General features: G+C 34.6%; 14 protein-coding genes. 4 read left to right on the forward strand and 10 right to left on the reverse strand.

Annotated elements, in window-relative coordinates; genetic code table 11:
* The first annotated feature begins 377 nt into the window (after positions 1-377).
* Entirely contained in the window at positions 378-521 is a 144-nt protein-coding gene (locus BED47_RS23760; RefSeq protein ID WP_175403502.1) for a hypothetical protein, read from the forward strand.
* Positions 522-699: 178 nt separating this feature from the next.
* Here BED47_RS23760 and BED47_RS24585 read toward each other — a convergent pair whose 3' ends face one another.
* The 6 genes from BED47_RS24585 to BED47_RS14765 all read right to left on the reverse strand — a co-directional run bounded on the left by BED47_RS24585 (position 700) and on the right by BED47_RS14765 (position 6,176).
* Complete coding sequence (locus BED47_RS24585; protein ID WP_439097787.1) at positions 700-813, reverse strand: glycoside hydrolase family 3 N-terminal domain-containing protein; 114 nt, start codon at positions 811-813, stop codon at positions 700-702.
* 392 nt (positions 814-1,205) lie between these two features.
* Entirely contained in the window at positions 1,206-2,576 is a 1,371-nt protein-coding gene (locus BED47_RS14745; RefSeq protein WP_069034296.1) for a PTS transporter subunit EIIC, read from the reverse strand.
* A gap of 318 nt (positions 2,577-2,894) precedes the next feature.
* On the reverse strand, positions 2,895-3,632 hold the full coding sequence (locus BED47_RS14750; protein ID WP_069034297.1) for an IclR family transcriptional regulator: 738 nt from the start codon (positions 3,630-3,632) through the stop codon (positions 2,895-2,897).
* Positions 3,633-3,874: 242 nt separating this feature from the next.
* On the reverse strand, positions 3,875-4,576 hold the full coding sequence (locus BED47_RS14755; protein ID WP_069034298.1) for an amino acid ABC transporter permease: 702 nt from the start codon (positions 4,574-4,576) through the stop codon (positions 3,875-3,877).
* Between the two features lie 67 nt (positions 4,577-4,643).
* Positions 4,644-5,426, reverse strand: coding sequence for an ABC transporter substrate-binding protein (locus BED47_RS14760; protein ID WP_069034299.1), 783 nt, complete (start codon positions 5,424-5,426; stop codon positions 4,644-4,646).
* Between the two features lie 27 nt (positions 5,427-5,453).
* Positions 5,454-6,176, reverse strand: coding sequence for an amino acid ABC transporter ATP-binding protein (locus BED47_RS14765; protein ID WP_069034300.1), 723 nt, complete (start codon positions 6,174-6,176; stop codon positions 5,454-5,456).
* 252 nt (positions 6,177-6,428) lie between these two features.
* Between BED47_RS14765 and BED47_RS14775 the strand changes: the two genes are divergently transcribed.
* Both BED47_RS14775 and BED47_RS14780 read left to right on the forward strand, forming a co-directional pair.
* Positions 6,429-7,811, forward strand: a complete 1,383-nt coding sequence (locus tag BED47_RS14775) for a hypothetical protein (protein ID WP_069034302.1) — start codon at positions 6,429-6,431, stop codon at positions 7,809-7,811.
* Positions 7,812-8,075: 264 nt separating this feature from the next.
* Positions 8,076-8,522: a hypothetical protein gene (locus BED47_RS14780; protein WP_069034303.1), complete on the forward strand. Its 447-nt coding sequence runs from the start codon at positions 8,076-8,078 to the stop codon at positions 8,520-8,522.
* Between the two features lie 12 nt (positions 8,523-8,534).
* Here the strand turns inward: BED47_RS14780 and BED47_RS14785 are convergent, their stop codons facing one another.
* Positions 8,535-9,227, reverse strand: coding sequence for a phosphodiester glycosidase family protein (locus tag BED47_RS14785; RefSeq protein ID WP_069034304.1), 693 nt, complete (start codon positions 9,225-9,227; stop codon positions 8,535-8,537).
* A 170-nt stretch (positions 9,228-9,397) separates the two neighbouring features.
* Between BED47_RS14785 and BED47_RS14790 the strand changes: the two genes are divergently transcribed.
* A complete protein-coding gene (locus tag BED47_RS14790) occupies positions 9,398-9,871 on the forward strand; it encodes a hypothetical protein (protein WP_069034305.1) in 474 nt (157 codons plus the stop codon).
* Positions 9,872-10,081: 210 nt separating this feature from the next.
* Here BED47_RS14790 and BED47_RS14795 read toward each other — a convergent pair whose 3' ends face one another.
* The 3 genes from BED47_RS14795 to BED47_RS14805 all read right to left on the reverse strand — a co-directional run bounded on the left by BED47_RS14795 (position 10,082) and on the right by BED47_RS14805 (position 18,095).
* The gene (locus BED47_RS14795) at positions 10,082-12,826 is read right to left on the reverse strand and encodes a bifunctional YncE family protein/alkaline phosphatase family protein (protein ID WP_254664602.1); all 2,745 of its coding nucleotides are present in this window, start codon (positions 12,824-12,826) and stop codon (positions 10,082-10,084) included.
* Positions 12,827-13,351: 525 nt separating this feature from the next.
* On the reverse strand, positions 13,352-16,483 hold the full coding sequence (locus BED47_RS14800; protein WP_069034307.1) for an efflux RND transporter permease subunit: 3,132 nt from the start codon (positions 16,481-16,483) through the stop codon (positions 13,352-13,354).
* Between the two features lie 1,015 nt (positions 16,484-17,498).
* Positions 17,499-18,095: a hypothetical protein gene (locus BED47_RS14805; protein ID WP_069034308.1), complete on the reverse strand. Its 597-nt coding sequence runs from the start codon at positions 18,093-18,095 to the stop codon at positions 17,499-17,501.
* Positions 18,096-19,098 lie beyond the last annotated feature (1,003 nt).

A 19,098-nucleotide genomic window follows, 5' to 3' on the forward strand; every position in this document is an offset into this window, starting at 1 on the left:
TCTAATAGTAATATATAGACTCAATTTTTAGGGGGAAGTTAGAATTATTGGTGTTTAACAAAAATAGAAATTATTTTACTATGTGGACTTTTTTCTCGAAAAAGCTTACGAGGGAATGAGTAGATATTTTTATTATGTTAAAATTTTAATCTAAAATAATGAAATGATAAACCAGAAATATATTACGAAATTTTTCATTTATACTCTAAGTTTAAATAAAGTAAAAAACTTTTCCTTATACAATTTACGCATGCGTTTGTTACAAAACGATGGACTACTTCGGCGCACTTTTTTTGTCCTAAATGGCACTTAGTTGAAGAAGGTAATGTAATAGAAATATTAATTAAAGTAATCATATTCTATAAGGCGCAAATTGAATGGAAATAAGAAAAGCGACTATAAATGTTATTCCAGAATTAGTCTCATTAGTGAAACAATCGGGGGATCCAACTACTGTCGTTGTAACGCTTGTGGTAGATTCCACTTATCGTAAAAGAGGAATTGGTAAAAATCTTATTTAAGAAGCAGAAAACTGGGCAATAAAACAAGGGGATTCTTCAATAGGGCTAAACAGTGGAAATCGAGAAGAAAGAAAAGAAGCTCATATTTTTTATTTTTTATACAAATTTAGATTATGTTGCCAAAAGTACAGATTATGTAAAACCGAAAGCGTGGCTGGAACCATAATCTCTTGACAATCTAATTTGCTAACTTTGTATCATCAAAGAGAGGGAACTTAATATGAGCTGTCATGATCATATCTACACTGTTATCAATTGCTTTCTGGAAAGGTGCTAGCTTAACGAACGTAATCTTTCCTTGTCATGTTTAACAATCGGAGGTTGGTAATGACTGTCAATACTAGTATCGCTGTTACCAAAACTTCTCACTTTGTATTCCTTTTATTGTCTGGAACTTCTTGTTGCACCTAGTTCCATTGTGTCAAAGTTGAAACTGAAAGTACAGCTGTTAAAGCTTCCCATTTCTTTCTAGTCATCTTTTCCCTCCCTTTTCTTTAAAGATTTGTAGAGATTATAAATCGCAGTTACTCTCATATATGCCAATATTTACTATTGCTTGTATATTAGTTAAACATCCTACTTATAAAGCCTTTGATGAAATCATCTTGGAAGGTGCATTGAATGATTAGATTTTTCCTCAAAACACCTTCCACTTGAGTAAAATACATTTTCAGTTAGTTCTAATTACTTGAATTCAACCGCCATTTCATCTTTAAACCCGAATAAATAAGTAAAAATAAAGCCAGCTACATAAGAGATAATAACTCCAGTTAAGTACAATAAAATCTGATTCGTATGAACTAAGAATGACAATGGAAGTCCTGAAACACCGACAGCAATGGTAGCGATATGGAAATGAGCCTGAAATGCTCCACCGATTCCGGCACCTAAACATGCAGTTAAGAATGGACGTCCTAGCGGGAGCGTTACACCAAAGATTAATGGTTCACCGATTCCAAGCATTCCTGATGGAAGTCCCCCACCGATTGCACGTTTTAAGCTTTTTTTCTTCGTTTTAAAGTATATTGCAAACGCTGCTCCTACTTGACCCGCTCCACCCATCGCTAGGATTGGAAGTAAAGGGTCATCTCCAATTTTGTTGATCAATTCAAGATGAACTGGAGTCAAACCTTGATGGAGCCCAGTAACTACTAGTGGAAGGAATGTTGCTCCAAGTACAAATCCAGCTACAACTCCTCCATAATCAAGAACATTTAGCAAGCCTTTTGTAATCGCATCTGATACATAACCGCCAACAGGCATAAATACAAGGTATGTAACGATACCTGTAATTAATAATGCTATGGTAGGTGTGAGAATAATATCTAAAGATTGCGGTACAAATTTTCTTACTTGCCTTTCAACTAAAGCGATGAAGATTGCTGCAAAAAGAACTCCGATTAACCCTCCACGACCAGGAAGAAGATTGTGCCCAAACAATGAGATATCTGCAACTCCAGGGTTAATGACAAGAATACCTGCCAATGCCCCAAGCGCGGGTGATCCACCAAATTCCTTTGCGGCGTTTATTCCGACTAAGATTCCAAGATAAGCAAACAGACCCGATCCAATAACAGTTAAAATAATAGCTAATTTTGAGTCTGCAGCAAGCCATTCCGCTTGAACAATTGCTTTTGTAATACCAGTTATTAATCCTGAAGCTACAAGGGCAGGAATTAACGGAATAAAAATACTTGCGATTCTACGTAAAAAAAGTTTAAAAGGTTTTGCGTTCTTTCTATCAATCTCTGATTTGTTTTTTGAAGCTACCTCATTCAGATCAAAATCAGTGGCCGCCGCAAGCAGTTTATCAAACTCTGCTGCAACTTTATTTACAACACCAGGTCCGAGTATGATTTGAATCGTTTCTTCTTCTACAACTCCTAGAACCCCTTCTGTCTTTTTGATTGCCTCTATGTCTACCTTTGAATGATCTTTCGAAGCTACACGTAATCTTGTCATACAATGAGTGGACGTCGTAATATTTTCTACTCCGCCTAAATGCTCTAATAAATGTTCAGCAATTATTAAGTATTTGCTAATCCCCTTTGCCATCTTCATAACTCCTTTCAAAATAATCCTACCTCTTAAAATAGTTTGAAATGTTTATGATAATAGTCAGCGTTGATAGATTGATAGTTTTTTAAATTGTCTATCCTCTCCCTTTCCTAAAAATTTACATCCATAGGTTATTTACCAAAAACAAAATTTCGATTTTTTTATTACGGATTTTGAAATTTTCTTTTAAATTTTACGCTAATGATATCGCTTTTATGACAAGGTATTAAGAGGAAAGAATATGATGAGTCTCTATCAAGTATGTTTATATAAAAAAAGACGCATCCCATGTTAGTGGAATGCGTCTAATATCACCTATATCTTCCCTATCTTCTTTGAAATTTCTTCCGCTGCTTTCATTACTTCTTCGATCAAGAACGGAACACGTTCCTGAGTAAAACGAAATCCAGGTACGTTCACGCTTATAGCAGCAAGTACTTTGTTGTGATATCCAGTAATTGGAGCCGCAATAGCCGCCGTATCCTCTGTTTTTTCACTTTGACTTATTGCATAGCCATTTTGTCTGATTTCAACTAGTTGCTGTTTTAAAATTGATATTGAATCAGGTGAAAGATTAAGTTGATCTAGTACATGTTGAATTTCATACTCTTTCATATAAGCAAGAATGGTTTTATTGGGAGCACCAATATGTAGTGGAATTCGGATACCCAAATTTTCAGCAATTCTAATTTTTAAAGGACTGTCAATTTTATCAATCACAATTCCATCTATTCCGCTCTCAATATTTAAGTAGATACTTTCCTCTAAAAGGTGCGCCAAACGCTCCATTACTGGTCTTGCAACTAATCTGAAATCCATTTTATCCAATTGACGGAGACCAAGTTCCATCCATTTATACCCTAACTTATAATGCTTGGTTTCAGGTATTTGTACAACAAGTCCATGTTGGATTAAAGCGTTAAGTAATCGGTGAAGCGTACCGAGAGATAGAGATGTTTTTTCCGCTAATTCGGTAATTTGCCAATTACTTTTGGATTCATCCGAATTTAGGATATCGATAATAAGCATAGCTCGGTCAATTGATTGGACCATGATCATAACTCCTATGACTCTTCACTTCTTATCTTGGGGAGTCTGTTCAAAAATCTGGGAAGTTTCCACGTTAGGTGGATTCCCGTTTATTACGTACTGGTAGTATACGTACGTTTCTTTAAAGATGCGTTGACTTAAGTATCTCAGCTCTTCTTGTTTCCTTTCGAACTTGCAATTGAATAATTGTGAGAGTAATTTTTTACATCTATCTTACAAGTTTATCGTCTGTTTTTCCAATTAATTTATAACTTTATTGATTCTAATGATGCATTAGACTTATTTTTTCTTAATTTACGTTTTTTACCACGACTCACATCTAAAGAATCTTCAAGCTTTTTAACTCCAAACGTAATGATTAGTACAAGTGCAAGATAATATAAACCTACGACAATATATGTATTCATTTGTTCAAAGTTAGAGGCAGCCTCACTTAGTCCTGCTCCCCATAAATCTTGCATCCCTACATATGCTACAAGTGAAGAATCTTTTAATCCAATGATAAACTGATTTCCAAGAGCAGGAATCGCCATTTTAAAAGCTTGAGGTAGTACGATTCTTCTCATTGCTAAAGGTTGGGACATCCCAAGAGAACGCGCAGCTTCCAATTGCCCTTTGTCAATTGATTGAATTGAACCACGAAAGATTTCAGCAATATATGCTCCACTATGCACACCTAACGCCAATGCACCTGCCCAAAACTGCGAGAATGTAATAATACTAGAAAGTCCAAAATATAAAATGGCAATTTGAACAATAAGCGGTGTGCCACGAATGACCGTAATATACAGATTAGCAATATAATTGAGTGCTTTAATCCGTGAGAGTCTAAAAAATGCAAATATAAGTCCGATTCCACTTCCCAAAATAGTAGATACGATTGTTAATTTTAACGTTAATAAAGTTGCTACTAAAAACACATGAAATGTATTTAAGAATATATGCATGATGAACCTCACCCCTCATCTTGTCCTAAAAAATCTTAGGCTCTAATTTTACGCTAGTATTCTATTATTATTTTTCTTCAAGAATATTGCGACCAAACCACTTTTGACTAATTTTTTCGTAAGTCCCGTCTTTAATAATTTCATCTAAAGCTTTATTAATTTTCTTCTCAAGTTCTTTATCATCTTTCCTTACAGCAATTGCTTGATTATCGTGAGTTAGTGGTGTGCCAACATCTTTAATCTTAGCCTTTCCTTCTTTAATGACTCTAAAGCCAACCATTTGATCCGTAATAACAGCATCTAGTCTACCTGTTGGAAGATCCATTATAGCCGTTAGATCACTATCATAATCAACTACATTTTCTTTACCAGTATACTTAATCGCTAAATCTTTATAAGGGCTTGCTTTTACAACGCCAATTTTCTTCCCTTTTAAATCCTCAGCAGATTTGATTTCCTTATTATTATCAGCGACAAAAATCTGAGAACCTGAAATATAATATGGATTACTGAAATCAACCACTTTTAATCGTTCATCAGTGATCGTCATACTCCCCAAAATCGCATCATACTTATTGGACACTAATCCTTGAACAATTGTTTCCCATGGGTTCGTTACTGGTACAGCCTTCATTCCCATTTTATCCGAAAGTGCTTTACCGATTTCAACATCAAATCCAGTTAGCTTTCCATCTTCTTTAAAGTTAAATGGTTTATATAACCCACTCATCGCATAATGAAATTCTTTTGAACTCGCTTGATTACTGGTTTTATCTGCTCCACATGCACTTAGAAACATTGTCCCTGCTACCATTGAAGATAATAAAACACCATACCATTTCTTTTTCATTTCTTATACCTCCCATAATTTTTAAAATTATAAAATACTATTAAGAAATTGCTTTGTTCTTTCATTTTGTGGATTTTCAAAAAACTGTTTAGGTGTACCTTCCTCTAAAATTAAACCTTCCTCCATGAATAAAACTCGATCCGCTACACCTCGAGCAAAACCCATTTCGTGAGTGACTACAACCATTGTCATCCCTTCACTCGCTAACTGTTTCATAACCTGAAGAACTTCTCCTACCAGTTCAGGATCTAAAGCTGAAGTAGGCTCATCAAACAGCATTACCCTCGGGTTCATCGCAAGTGCACGTGCAATCGCAACCCTTTGTTTCTGTCCACCTGATAACATATCTGGATACTCATCAGCCTTATCTGTCAGTCCAACCTTGTCCAACAAAGCATAAGCAATCTCTTTTGCTTCACTCTTTTTCATTCCTTTAACATGAATAGGAGCTTCAATTATATTTTCTAAAACTGTTTTATGCGGAAAGAGATTGAAGTGTTGGAAAACCATACCAACCTCTGACCGAATTTTATTCAAATCTGTTTTACTAGGTTGAACCAATTCACCATCAAAATAAATGTCTCCTGAATCATTGATTTCTAAAAAGTTTAAACATCTTAAAAGAGTGCTCTTCCCTGATCCGCTTGCTCCTAATAAAACAACCACTTCTTTTTCTTCAATCGTTAAATCAATTTTTTTTAATACTTGTAATGGCCCAAATGATTTACTTACACTTTTGATCTGAATCATATTCATCAACCCTCCCAGCGAGTAAATAACAACACTTTTTCCACAATGCGGAAACCATTTCTATTTTATCAATATTATACACAATTCCGACTATTCCGTCATTAAGTAATTTTCTTTCTACTATTTCAGTTAACAAAGTAATTATTTTAGTACAATTTTCAGAAGTCAGTCTGTCAAATCTTTCCAATCACCCAAAACTAGGCGAATGCATATATTGTTATCCAATATATGTATCGAAAGGGGGCTATTCTCATGCATGTCGATTTAACTGCCATACATTGGCTTTATGTAGCATTTATAGGTTTAATTATTTTATTTTTAATTCTTAGACGTGACACTAGCCTAGTCTGCCTCGCAGGAATTTTTCTACTTGGCTTGGTAGCTACTGAGTCACTAACTAGTTCAGTCAGTATCTTGTTTTCAAGTTTCATATACGCCATAACCGAATTACTTTCTACTATTTTAGTAATCTCGATTATTGTTTCTATGAGTAAAGCATTAACTGATAGCGGAGTGCATCAGGCGCTCATCAGTCCATTTACAAAGGTGATGAGAAACGCCACACTTGCTTATTGGACAATTGGTATTGTTATGATGGTTGTCTCTTGGTTTTTCTGGCCGTCACCTGCAGTTGCCTTAATTGGTGCGGTTTTTCTGCCAGTTGCCCTAAGGGTCGGGTTACCAGCTTTAGGTGTTGCGATGGCAATGAATTTATTTGGGCATGGTATCGCTCTTTCAAGTGACTATGTAATTCAAGGTGCTCCAAAACTTACAGCTGACGCGGCTGGCATTCCGGTTTCGGATGTTTTACATGCAAGTATTCCTCTTGTAATCGTAATGGGTGTCGTGACAACTGTAGTTGCTTTTTACTTCTTAAAACGGGATATGAAAAGAGGACTTTTAACAGTCGAAATACCTGAAGAAGATACTAAAGCTGAGGACTATTTACTTTCATCTACTCAACAAAAATGGATGGCCGCTCTTGTTTTCATTTTATTTGCAGTAGATATTTGGGTGATGGTTCATTTCAATTTACAAGGTGGAGATGCAACAGCTTTAATCGGGGGTACTGCATTAATTATCCTTTCATTCCTATCAATGTTGGGACATAAAAATAAAGGATTCGAAGAGGTAACAAATTATTTAATCCACGGGTTCAAATTTGGATTTAGAGTATTTGGTCCGGTTATTCCAATTGCAGCTTTCTTCTACCTTGGGGATAGTGGATTTACTGCAATTATTGGAGATTACTTGCCAAAAGGATCACATGGGATAGTAAATGATTTAGGGTTTGCTTTAGCACATTCAGTTCCTGTAAATCCTGGGGTTGCTGGGGTAACATTAACTACAGTTGGAGCAATTACAGGTTTAGATGGATCTGGATTCTCGGGTATATCACTTGCTGGATCTGTTGCTTCATTATTTGCTACGGCGATTGGGCATGGGGTTGCAACTTTGACTGCTATGGGGCAGATTGCGGCGATTTGGGTTGGTGGTGGAACGTTGATTCCTTGGGCGTTGATTCCTGCTGCTGCTATTTGTAATGTTAGTCCGTTTGAGCTGGCTAGGAGGAATTTGTTGCCTGTTTTGATTGGGTTGGTTGTTACTACTGTTGTTGCTATATTTTTGATTTAATAACATTGTATTTTATTTTAACTGGCGAATATTAAATAGAAATAAAAAATAAGAAAAGCTACACATAAACTATCAAATAGTTTGCTGTGTAGCTTTTTTTATTTCCTTTTTCCTTCACAAAAAGTATAACTTTAGTAAATAATTTCCCCTACTAAATCTAATATAATAAAAATATTCAATGGAATGGCAGTATTGCAAATTAATGATAATTTAATTTCAACATTGCCAAACAAATTTCCGATATAAAAGAAAGGAGAAAATTATATGGAAAACAACAAAAAAAAATATAAATCCTTTATTCTCATTTATTTACTATTAACTTCAATCTCCATGGCTATACCTTTTTCAATTTTAATCCAACTAGAGCCAAATCAGCCGGAAACAATAAAGCTAACCAATTTCGAAAGTCTATTTGTTTTTCCCTTTTACTTAACTTTTGTATTATTCCCATATACTTTTTTGGTTTATTTAGCATCTTATCTTGTAAAATTAATAATTAATAGGTTTATTGAAAAGATGAGGTTTTTGTTTGATATATTAATATTTAGTACTATTTCAATATTTTCTATATTTTTCCTTCCAATCAATATTCAAAATCTAATTTTTAAAACTGAATATAATTATTTGATTAATCCATATTTAATTATTCCTTTTTTGGGTGCAATTACAATATCTTTTTTAGAGAAGAAAAAGTATTTTATTCCTTCTTAGATCCAAATAATTTTAATTTTTATTAATTAAACGAATCATATTAAAAATATATCTTTCTTTACCTTTTTTGGTAAATTCTTTACATTGCATAGATGTAGAGCCTGACCCATCTAAAACAATTGAGTTAGTTGGATTTAAACCTAAAGCTTTAATATAATTTTTTAAGCTTGGAATGCTTTGTTGAATTTCTGTAACAATTAAATATACATAAGTATTATCCCAGGCTAATACAGTTCGATTAGTAGGTATATTATACGCTATCCCTCCCCATGAATCTGAAGAATAATCAGTTCCTCCAATTATTTGGGTATATGTCGGATATTTTGAAATAATATCTTTACTTTGTTTTGCATACATAGATGCGATTTTTTTCTTACCACTTGAAGTATAAATTACTGCTGTTTTCCTAGATATTGATTTTGAGGAGGTTCCGTTGTAATTATAATTTTTAGCAAACTTTTTCCCTTTTACAGTTAAATTAACATTCTTCTCAGTTATATCTACACAAATTGAACGTGAACCTGTAGGTATATTATTATAATTACTACTCTCAAAAAAACCCCCGTTTATTCCATAATAAGATGTGTCTGTAAGTGGTCTACAGATTGTTTCAGTGCAAATATTACTAATTTTAGTTTTGATTACATGAAATGTTGGTCTCCCCATTACCATTAGTTCTTTTGAATACTTGTAATTTGTTGCCATAATTTCGATTCCTCCATATTTTTTTATCTTACATTTTGTAAGTAAATAAATTTGGTAGGAATCTATTAAAAGATTAGTGACATTTCTATGACATATCAAATCACTATATTAAAGCCCAAAAATCCATATCTAGAATATTACAGACTATCGTTTCTATAAGGGGTGAATAGATGACAAACTATATTGAATTAGAAGACGCAGAAATTATATATCATGTTTATAATCTAAATTGGTTACTTCCAAAAGATATTCAAGAAGACTCTTTTGAAATTTTATCTCAAATTAACCCTGACAAGACACATTTATTAATACCTAAGTATGGTAAATCCTGTTGGCTAAATGGTGTATTATTAATTAAAAAAATCGGTTACCCAAATAATAAAAAGGCCTTACCAAAATTAGCTGGTTTATTACAAGATCGTAATTGGCCAGGCGCATTAGAATCTATAAAAATTTTTAGAGAAATTGGTAAAGAAGTAAGCGTCCCTTATATTGAAGTAGAAATTGAAAATGCTCTGCAATGTAATGACACTGATTGGTTAGAGCATCTTCTTTTCGCTTGTGATAGCTTATGTATTGAAAGAGACGATTTTAATAATAAGTCAAATTACGACCGAATCGTAAAATTAGTAAAAGAATTATAGTATAAGAAATAAAAAAGACAATGTTAAATTCAATTTTGGAATTTACATTGTCTCTTTTATTGAACACTTATTTTTAAATTTATAAACATAATTCGGAACTATTTTTTAAATCTTACATTTGTAAGTAAATTAGATAGGAATCTATTAAAGTATTAGATTGGGTTGGTTGTTACAACTGTTATCGCGATATTTTTGATTTGATTAACGTTTTTAATTATTCGCTGGATTAGGTGCACTACTTTCAGGTTGCTTCTGCACTTCTTCTGGACTAAGCGGTTGTTTATCCCCTGGATATGGTTGATCAAAGCCTTTTGTTGCGTACCAAACAGAGTGATTCAGCATATTGGCGTTGACTTCATCCGGAGAAGCATGTTTTCCGGTAAATAGGTTCTTGTTTTTGTTAGACCATTCCGTCCATTTTTTTGAAAGTTCTTTTGACTCTGTTGTAACTTGTTCGGTATTAGCAAGTGCAGCTGTATTGGCGTTCGGCTGTCCGTTTAACGTATCAAGCGGTATTTGGTTAGGCTCGAAGTTATACGGTGTAAAGTCTGGCTTGTTTGTAAAGAGCTCGCTCATTGGTTCTGCAGCTGCATCGTTTTGGTTCATAGCCGGGAGACCAAGAATTTGCTCGATACTTCTTACCATATTTATGACAGTCCAATAGTGGCTGTCCGTAATACCTTTTTTCACCCATGGGCTGATTACATGCGCAGGCTGGCGATGTCCATCGACATGGTCTAATCCATTTTGTGAATCATCTTGCGTTATGAATATGACAGAGTCCTTCCAATAAGGACTATGTGAAATAAGGTCTACGATTTTCCCAATAGCAAGATCATTATCAGCAACCATTGCTTGTGGTGTAGGAGAACCTGTTGCATTTCCTGCAGTATGGTCATCCATTACCCATAACGTGTTTAAAGCTGGTAAATCCTTATTTTTAACGTGCTCTTCAAACCGTTGCTTAAATATTTCAAATCGGTATTGATCTGGAATATTCGTGTCAAAGGTTGGGAAAGGTTTATAAGTAATCGGCCCGAGAGATGGAATATCGTATGTTGCCGAATAGTTTCCGATTGGTACGTGAAGCTCTCCCTCTTTCTGTCCGGAAAGGATTTGATAATCTTTGTACCAGTCCGTCCATGTACCAAATGGTGCTGATCCAGTGAAACCAGTTGTATCTTCGCCGAAGTTTTCTACAGATATGTTATTTTTTGCTGCTTGATCCCATAAGTGTCCTGTAGGTGCGTACGCCATCGGATCACCAGCCCCTCCAGGATAGCTTCTAACATTAGCTGAATCTGTTTCTTTATCCTCATAGTCCGTGTTCGTTCCTTGCATTACCCATTGGTGCCCGCTTGCTGATTGAATACCTGAAGTATATACGTTATCTAGGAGCGGGAAAGTACTTGCAAGCTTGTGAATGTTTGGAGTGACTGCTTTTGGGAACTGAGTTAAAGCTGGTTCTCCATTTCCTTTACCTAGATCTCCTAGAACCTGGTCATAAGTGCGGTTTTCTTTAATAATATAGAATACATGTTTGATTGTTGAAGGTTCACCAACACGCTCAGGCATAGCAACTGGTTTCTTATTATGACGAGGTTTTGCGTTCAGGTTCTTTAAACCAAACCAGTTGTTGTTGGCAAAAACCTGCTTGGTTCCTTTCGCAAGATCCTCGGTAGAAGGGAATGGGATTAATGAAAGAGAACCAATTTGGGCATATGACGATTTCCCGGTAACCTTAACTCCTTGAATCGTTAAATCACGTGCAGGTCCACGAGAACCAATCCCATCCGCATTAGCAACAATTAACTTCTTATTTTGAGAATCAACAGCGATATCTACTGGAAACCAGGCTGTCGGCAAGAGTCCTTGCAGTTCAGGAGTCTTTTTAGGTCCCTGCCAATCGTATACTGCAATCGCATTATCTCGGCCAAGGCTGACCATTAATTTGTTATCTACCATTTTAACAGCATTTGGTGCTGAGCCTTTAGCAGCTTTAGGGTATGGTTTGATGTCGATCGTTTGTGCGACCGTATTAGTTTTGGAATCAATGACAGAAATCGTGTCACTATTTGTATTTGCTACAAATATGTATTGGCCCGACTGCGTCATACGTTCAGGCTGTACACCAACTTCGACCGTTTTTGTTACTGTATTCGTAGTCAAGTCAATAACAGATACTGTTCCTGTCGAAGTTGCACCTGTTTTAGGATCCACAACCATATTTGTCCCTGAAGAATTTACCGTTGTGTCTCCTTCTTTTGCGGTACGGCCACCCTGGTTCGTTACATAAGCAAGGTTGCCTTTGACTAATACACCTGTAGGCGCATTTTCTACTGCTACTTTCGTTACAGAGCTTGTTTGAGGATCAATAACTCCAAGGCTGTTATCACGGTTTAGGGCAACTAGCAGCTTACCTTCTTGTGTAACCACTATATCAAGTGGATTAATATTTCCCCCGACAGATGCTTTCGGCAGATTAATACTTTTTTTGACGGTTGGAGTTCCATCTTCACTAACTGACATAACGACTACTTTACCGGTTGTTCCTGATGAACCTGTTGCATATAGCTGGCTACCATCCGCTGAATAAGCTAATCCCCACATTTGAGAAAGGCCTAACGATAAATCTTGAGTAGTCAATTTTCCTGTTGATAGATCGACAATGTTAATTCCTTTTCCACCGTAATTATTGCGTCCAACGATTGTTGCTGCTGTCTTACCATTTGGATTTACTGCAACCGAAATCGGATTGCCCCCAAATTCAATTTGCTTTCCTGCTGGTGTGATTAGTTGATTGGCTGGAACTAATACGGAGCCGTCTGCCTGTGGACCAACGAGCCTCTCTCCAAAAGCATTATCATTTGCAGCATAAACACCTGCAGATCCTAACAACATAGTACTTAAGGTAATCCCAGCGAGCAGTTTCTTCTTATTTCCTTTTTTCTTCATTATTCTTCACTCCTTTCTGAATCTTCTTAAAGAATACGCCTATTCTATTAATCTACTATTCAAGTTTAGTAAATTTATATAAAGGTTATATTTAGTATAGTTAAGTATGAATTAGTAAATTTTTCCTAAAAAAATAAGAATCTTGGAATAAGCACCAACATTAAAACATTGGTATATCAATATCCGTAGTCCTGGGAATCCTCATTTTCCTATCTAAATAAATTTACAGAACTTAAATAAAATTTAAGTAAATAACATAAATAATTTCTTACTAGGAAAATGAAGACACCCCTAATCGGGGACGTAGTAAAACAATTTTTGCGAAAAATGAGTAGAAAGATAGGGTTTACTATTAAATGAATTCCGGAAGTCTAGCACATCTATTTCTTTATGGACCAGAAATGATTGTATGAACCATTTGGACGGCACATTCTATGTAACTTATAAAAGTATTTCATCTATAAAAAAAAGAACCGTTTTTAAAACGATTCTTTTTTCACAGGATTTAATATACTTCTTAAACGGTTAAACGGTTAGTTTAAATTTATGAATAATATGATCTAAACTTTCGTTGGCACTCTGATCATAGTCTTTATGAAGCCATCTATACAGAATAGGAATCATAAATAAGCTCATAAATGTGGAGCTAACTAACCCACCAATTACAACTATACCGAGAGTTTGAGAGATAATCGTGTCAGTTTGAGATGATAAAGCTAAAGGCAGTAGCGTTAATATTGTTGTTAAAGCAGTTGTGAGAATCGGCCTAATTCTAGATAATGTACCAAGGAATAGAGCTTCATCTAAACTGTGTCCTGCCAACCTATTTCTTTCTATTTTATCTACTAATACAATCCCATTCGTAACCACAATTCCGGTTAACATTAACAGTCCAACCAAGGCGGCCAGATTCCATTCTAACTGGAAGATTAGCATACCAGCGACTGATCCAATGACAGCAAGCGGTATACAAATTAATACTGTTAGCGGTGCCTTCCACCCCCTGAATACAAAGCTGATAATGGAAAGGACGAGCAAAATGGAAAATGATAAAGCAATGGCCATTTCGTAGATCATTTCCTTTACTTGCTCAGGAGCTCCTGCAAAAGAGTACTGGACTCCTTCGGGAAGCGGAGTATCCTTCAGTACACTTTTAACTTGTTTAGTTACTTTCCCTACATCTCTAGAGAGAATGTTTCCCGTAATAACAGCGTATGGATGACCATCCTTCTCTTGTATCACAGATGCATCTGTGATGGGAGTTGCAACCACAAGCTGATTTAATCTAAAAGTTCTTCCCTCTTTATTTATAAACGCTTCGTTTCCCATTTGATTTAATAATCGAAGGGCCGGATCTGTATCATTGAAGGCGTTCTTACTATTCATATTCTTAAGATGTAAAACGATAGGATAAGTATTATGGTTAAGTGAAATCTCGCCTATTGTACCTTCAGCCGTGTCTAACTTGAACCTATTTATTATCTCTACTAAATCCAGACCATTTTGTTCAATCATCTTTCTATTTAAGGTTAGTTGATATTGAGTAGCGGTACCTTCTTCATCAGCCAAACCTTGCACAGCAAGGCCTGGTATTAATTTTAGGCGATTTCCAACGGAGATTGATAAATTTTCAAGAGTTTGGCTATCCGCACCACTTAGATTAATTTTCAATAAAGAGTCATCTCCTGAAATACTCTTGTCAGTTACCGTATAAATTGCTTTACTTTTTAGTGAATCCAACTGCTTTTGTAATTGGCGAGTCATTCTAGTTTTATCTGCATTTTTTGTAATGCTTAGGGACAGGTTGGCTATATTCGGCTGCTGGATCCATCCACCTCCAACATCAAATACATCATCTGATTGAGGAGTGAATGAAGAACCGAGGCCGGAAGAAAATGAAGTAACGTTTGAGTTCCCTTGCAACAGTTCTTCAACTCTCTTCACTTCTTCGTCTACTTCACTTAGCGATGTATTTTTGGGTAATTCAATTTGGATGCCAAGCTGCCCTGTATTATTAGTCATCGTCAAGAAATTTACGGGAAGCAAGGCTGAGGCTGCAGCCAAAAAGACAAATAAACTTACAGATAGTATACTAAGAAGCTTCTTTCTCTGAAAAATCCAGTCATACATCTTATAAGAACGTTGAGCCAGGAAATCATTCGGTGCCGTGGGTTTCCCCTTCCAGAAAAGATTATATAAAGCAGGAACTACAAGAACTGAAACAACTAAAGAAATAATAAGAGCAATAACAACAGACCACGCAAAACCTGAAAATGCTGCACCAACAAGACCGCCGACAAGGGCTATTGGAATATATACAGCAACCGTAGTGGCCGTAGATGAAACGATCGCCGGAATCATCTCTTTTACAGCCAGTGTAATGAATGAAAAGCTTTTTAATTCTTTTCCTTCTTTTACTTTTCTGTTGATATTGTCCAAAATCACAATCGAATCATCCACAACTCTTCCCATCGCCACCACAAGACCGGACACGGTAAGAATGTTGAGGGAGATTCCTAATATTTTTAGGATACCGGTAGTAGCTAAAAGACAGATTGGTAGAGAGATAACAATCAATAATGTAGAGCGGACATTGCGAAAGAAAAGAAATACGCAGATCATGGAAAACAAGCACCCCAATAACCCCTCTTTAGCGAGTCCCTCTAAGGAATGGTTCACCTGCTGAGCTTGATCAAAAAGTATGGAAGCTTCTACATCATTAGTTTTAATCGGTGTTATATCTTGTAGTCGGCTGTAAATGCTTTTCGACAGATTGCTAATATTTGATGAAGGTGTTTTTAAAATATCAAGTACTACACTTGGTGTACCTTTTGTTCTGGTTATGGTCTGAAGATTAACAATCGAATTCGAAATATCCGCCACGTCAGAAAGAGGAATGGTTTTCCCATCTGCACGACTTATAGGCAATTTTTGTAGGTCTGTTTTGTTTAGCCCCCAACCATTCACTTTTATGGGAACTGTCATCTGGCCGTCTGATAAGTTCCCTTCTGTTTCAGTTGTGTGTTGTTGTTTGAGAGAATTATTGACATCGTCCACACTAAAACCGGACTTAATTAAATCGTCCTTGCGAATTGAGATAGCGTATCCAGCGTTACCACCGCCTGACACTTGAATGTCCTTTATTCCAGGTACTGTTTTAAGTCCTTTTACCACTTCTTCTTGTACCGAAGTCCTCAGTATATTTTCGGTAATATTAACATTATTGCTTTTTAGACTGATCGTCATAATAGGAAGCGAATGCGTACTAAGACGGTTCACAAGGGGTTTATCAGATCCTTTTGGCAATGAAATTCCTTCCAGCGCTTTATTCACTTGCTGATCTGCCTTTTCCATATCATACTTCATAGGAAAATTTAGACTGATAAACGAGCCCCCATTAAAAGAATTGGTTTCCACATCCTGAAGATTGTCTACTACCCTGACCGCCTCCTGGATAGGCTTTGTTATATATTCTTTAACCTGATCAGCCTGAAGACTCTGTGCTTTTACCGTAACCGTAAGAGTAGGATTATTAATTTCAGGTAGATAATCCCTCTGCATTTGAAAGGCAGATATTGCACCCCAAACAAGAACGATAACAGTAAGGGTAATAATAAGGCCCGCTCTTCTAATAGAGGCTTGTAGTAAACGATTCATTTTCTCCCAAATCCCTCCTGTATAAATAAATTATTATGTACGTTTTACTGCACTAACGAAACATGCCAAGCATATTTACTTTTTGAATCGGCAAGAAACATAATTTGCCCTCTTTTTCAGCAAGTAGTTAAAAACCCAACAAGCAAACTTGTGTCTTTATTTATCCCCTTTCTCCTTCTTAATAGATTAATCTCCATCTGTTAATCTACAATTTCAGATTTGTAAAGCTATATAAATTCTTTGTTAATCCTTTTAATTATTTGTCAGATAAATTTACGTTTTTTCGGGATGCCATAAGGTAGAGAAAGCCCTTCAAAACAGCTATCACTGCTCATAAATTGGATTAAAACTTAATGAGTTCCCTTCCAGTACAGATTTAAATCCTTAAGTTCTTCATTCACTTGCAGAAAGGATATCTTGCAATCATAAAGCTGATATCCGGATTCATTACAATCCTTTCGAAGAACAAAAAAAGCAACTACCACAAGGGTTAGTTGCTTCCTATTTATAAGGTTCTACTAATAATTATAGCAGGACCTAAAATAAAACTATTTAATTGTGATCTATTTATATGCCTATGATATTTTCTCTTTCATTAAATTCATAATATAACTGTTATCACTTATTCCTGTGGCAAAATTCCAATTTACGTAAAAGTATAAAACCTCAATATTTCTTAATGATAGCTTTATGGGTTTCGCTGATTTTAGAAAGAAAAGTCTAGATTGAGTTGTGAATAATGTTGAACTAACAGTTGCATCATTTTCCATTTTCAAATCAATAATATCGAACCATTTAATAGTTTTCCAACCTTTAAATTCAATTGCATCATCATGAATAAATAATTCTCAACAATGTGAAAGTAAATTTTTCACATGAAGTCGTGTCATTAATGATAATTTCTTTTCTTCAACTTCAATGTTAGTTGCGCCATGAAAGTTTAACTTTTTCATCTTCTCAACTCCTAAATACAATATGTAGCGATATTTAATCTATTTACATTGAACTAAAATGCTTAATTATTATATTCAATTGTCTTTTCTATTTGTTCTACTGTAATTCCCAAGCCATACCATGTTGGTGGTGGAAGTAAAACTCTTTGTTTGTTTCCATCTGAATAATGTATTGATGGTCTTAACACCGTGACTGCATAAGGTGATTTTTTAAAATCAAATTTAATTGGAACTTCTTCTTCTTTTTGTTTATTTGCTTCAATAACGAATGGTTTAATCTTTAATACCTGTTCACCATTCAATTCCGCATCAAATTTGTTTACAACAATTTTATCGCTCCCTTTATTTTGCAAACTATAAATGTAATTATTTTTTTCATCTCTAATAATAGGATAAAAGTTCCCTACTTCTAGAGGCTTATCAGAAGTATCATCAATTACATTTATTTCTAATGCTCCAACATCATATTTTTTTAATCCACTTTTAGTTTGTATTGTTAATTCCCTTATATCTGTTTTTCCTTTAGATTTAGCGACAATATTAAGAATCAAAGTTTTTACATGATACTCACCAACCTTAGCATTTCCATCTACTTTAAAACTCTCAATACTAATTGAATCTTCATTACTGAGATTGATCGAATAAATTTCGTTAAACAAGTCTTTCTTATCACCTGAATATATATAAGAAAAATTTAGTGGTGTAACTTCTCCTACTCCAAGTTTATAAGACCCTTTATAGGAAGAAATGTGTTTGAAATGGGTTTACTTATAACTTCATTAATTGGGTATGATTTACTTTTCTTATTGAACATTAATGGTCCTGTAAATAATAAAACTAGTAAAAAGATTGGTAAAAAAATAAATAATATTTCTCTGTTATTCATGTTTCGAACTTAATTATCTCCTAGTATTTTTAGTAAACGTTTACATATTTATCTTAGCATTTAATAAGGTGAATTTTACTAAAACTCCTTGTCATTTTTGTGAATGATTTCACAACAAACGATTCATCCGCTTACAAAAATTAATAATATCTTACTGGTCTGAAATAATTTAAGCGGAGGTTAGCATCCATTATTCAATGCTGACCTCCGCTATTTTAATTATTAATAAATATTGATATACATACAAATAATAAAAAACTTAAAATAATATATTGATAATTTCGTTTAGTTCGAGGCATTATTATAAAAATAACTAAGTAACTTAATAAAAATAAACATGTTACAACTACATTCACGATACTTTCTATCATAAAACGTGCATTTAACATAATAAATAAAGACTGCATACCCGATGAAATAGATAGTATTCTATATAAAGGAAAAGCTTTCTCATCCTTTAGAAAAACATTCTCATCCATAATCTTCAATTACTCCTTTTAATCAAAATAATTTTACATTATTTATATCTTTGATCAAAATTGCTTTATCCACTTTTGACATATTTTCTACCTATTTATGATTCAATTAAAAGGACTTGATTACAAATAGGAAAAGTTTCTGGGAAATCAAAAGAAAAATATTTGCAGACATTATCCCGACATTGAAATATATTATATCTTTAATTTTTAATCCCAATAAAACAGAAAATAATAATGAAAAAATAATAGGTGTAATATATTTATAATCTTGTAAGGTAAAATATAATTGATTATTAA

It is taken from the genome of Gottfriedia luciferensis (assembly GCF_001712755.1).
Classification (GTDB): domain Bacteria; phylum Bacillota; class Bacilli; order Bacillales; family Bacillaceae_G; genus Gottfriedia; species Gottfriedia luciferensis_B.